The following is a 2500-nucleotide window of genomic DNA, read 5'->3' on the forward strand; positions in this document are numbered from 1 at the left end:
TTATGAGCTTAATCAACTCTTATATGGAGAGTTTGATCCTGGCTCAGGACGAACGCTGGCGGCGTGCCTAATACATGCAAGTCGAGCGGACAGATGGGAGCTTGCTCCCTGAAGTCAGCGGCGGACGGGTGAGTAACACGTGGGCAACCTGCCTGTAAGACTGGGATAACTCCGGGAAACCGGGGCTAATACCGGATGATTCTTTCCCTCACATGAGGGAAAGCTGAAAGATGGTTTCGGCTATCACTTACAGATGGGCCCGCGGCGCATTAGCTAGTTGGTGAGGTAACGGCTCACCAAGGCGACGATGCGTAGCCGACCTGAGAGGGTGATCGGCCACACTGGGACTGAGACACGGCCCAGACTCCTACGGGAGGCAGCAGTAGGGAATCTTCCGCAATGGACGAAAGTCTGACGGAGCAACGCCGCGTGAGTGATGAAGGTTTTCGGATCGTAAAACTCTGTTGTTAGGGAAGAACAAGTACCGGAGTAACTGCCGGTACCTTGACGGTACCTAACCAGAAAGCCACGGCTAACTACGTGCCAGCAGCCGCGGTAATACGTAGGTGGCAAGCGTTGTCCGGAATTATTGGGCGTAAAGCGCGCGCAGGCGGTTCCTTAAGTCTGATGTGAAAGCCCCCGGCTCAACCGGGGAGGGTCATTGGAAACTGGGGAACTTGAGTGCAGAAGAGAAGAGTGGAATTCCACGTGTAGCGGTGAAATGCGTAGAGATGTGGAGGAACACCAGTGGCGAAGGCGACTCTTTGGTCTGTAACTGACGCTGAGGCGCGAAAGCGTGGGGAGCAAACAGGATTAGATACCCTGGTAGTCCACGCCGTAAACGATGAGTGCTAAGTGTTAGAGGGTTTCCGCCCTTTAGTGCTGCAGCAAACGCATTAAGCACTCCGCCTGGGGAGTACGGCCGCAAGGCTGAAACTCAAAGGAATTGACGGGGGCCCGCACAAGCGGTGGAGCATGTGGTTTAATTCGAAGCAACGCGAAGAACCTTACCAGGTCTTGACATCTCCTGACAACCCTAGAGATAGGGCGTTCCCCTTCGGGGGACAGGATGACAGGTGGTGCATGGTTGTCGTCAGCTCGTGTCGTGAGATGTTGGGTTAAGTCCCGCAACGAGCGCAACCCTTGATCTTAGTTGCCAGCATTCAGTTGGGCACTCTAAGGTGACTGCCGGTGACAAACCGGAGGAAGGTGGGGATGACGTCAAATCATCATGCCCCTTATGACCTGGGCTACACACGTGCTACAATGGATGGTACAAAGGGCTGCGAGACCGCGAGGTTAAGCGAATCCCATAAAACCATTCTCAGTTCGGATTGCAGGCTGCAACTCGCCTGCATGAAGCCGGAATCGCTAGTAATCGCGGATCAGCATGCCGCGGTGAATACGTTCCCGGGCCTTGTACACACCGCCCGTCACACCACGAGAGTTTGTAACACCCGAAGTCGGTGGGGTAACCTTTTGGAGCCAGCCGCCTAAGGTGGGACAGATGATTGGGGTGAAGTCGTAACAAGGTAGCCGTATCGGAAGGTGCGGCTGGATCACCTCCTTTCTAAGGATATTTACATGAAACGTGACGTGTTTTGTTCGTTCAGTTTTGAGAGTTCAATCTCTCAATGAAAGAGTCGTTCTTTGAAAACTAGATAATGTTAATGAAGAAGCAATAACCGAGTAATCGCCATTTTAGTCAATTCTCTCTATGTTAAATAGAGTTAAAAACCTTTGATCTTGTTCATCTTCGATGAACACGTCAAATACGGTTAAGTTAGAAAGGGCGCACGGTGAATGCCTTGGCACTAGGAGCCGATGAAGGACGGTACTAACACCGATATGCTTCGGGGAGCTGTAAGTAAGCTTTGATCCGGAGATTTCCGAATGGGGAAACCCCCTATCCGTAATGGGATAGGATCTTTACCTGAATACATAGGGTATTGAAGGCAGACCCGGGGAACTGAAACATCTAAGTACCCGGAGGAAGAGAAAGCAAACGCGATTCCCTGAGTAGCGGCGAGCGAAACGGGATTAGCCCAAACCAGGAGGCTTGCCTCCTGGGGTTGTAGGACACTCTACACGGAGTTACAAAGGAACGAGGTAAATGAACAGGTCTGGAAAGGCCGGCCAGAGAAGGTAAAAGCCCTGTAGTTGAAACTTCGTTCCCTCCAGAGTGGATCCTGAGTACGGCGGGACACGAGAAATCCCGTCGGAAGCAGGGAGGACCATCTCCCAAGGCTAAATACTCCCTAGTGACCGATAGTGAACCAGTACCGTGAGGGAAAGGTGAAAAGCACCCCGGAAGGGGAGTGAAAGAGATCCTGAAACCGTGTGCCTACAAGTAGTTAGAGCCCGTTAATGGGTGATAGCGTGCCTTTTGTAGAATGAACCGGCGAGTTACGATTACATGCGAGGTTAAGTTGAAGAGACGGAGCCGCAGCGAAAGCGAGTCTGAATAGGGCGAATGAGTATGTGGTCGTAGACCCGAAAC

The 2500-nt window shown here is 52.2% G+C and carries 2 rRNA genes (1 of these 2 cut by a window edge); both read left to right on the top strand.

Annotated features, from left to right (window positions below):
• Window positions 1-20: 20 nt before the first annotated feature.
• Window positions 21-1570: ribosomal RNA gene (locus JI665_RS28120) — 16S ribosomal RNA — on the top strand.
• Between the two features lie 206 nt (window positions 1571-1776).
• Window positions 1777-2500 (top strand): 23S ribosomal RNA (locus JI665_RS28125) (it continues 2212 nt past the right edge of the window).
• The 16S and 23S rRNA genes sit together here, the layout of an rRNA operon.

The sequence above is a fragment of the Bacillus sp. NTK034 genome, assembly GCF_017303275.1.
Lineage (GTDB): Bacteria > Bacillota > Bacilli > Bacillales > Cytobacillaceae > Cytobacillus.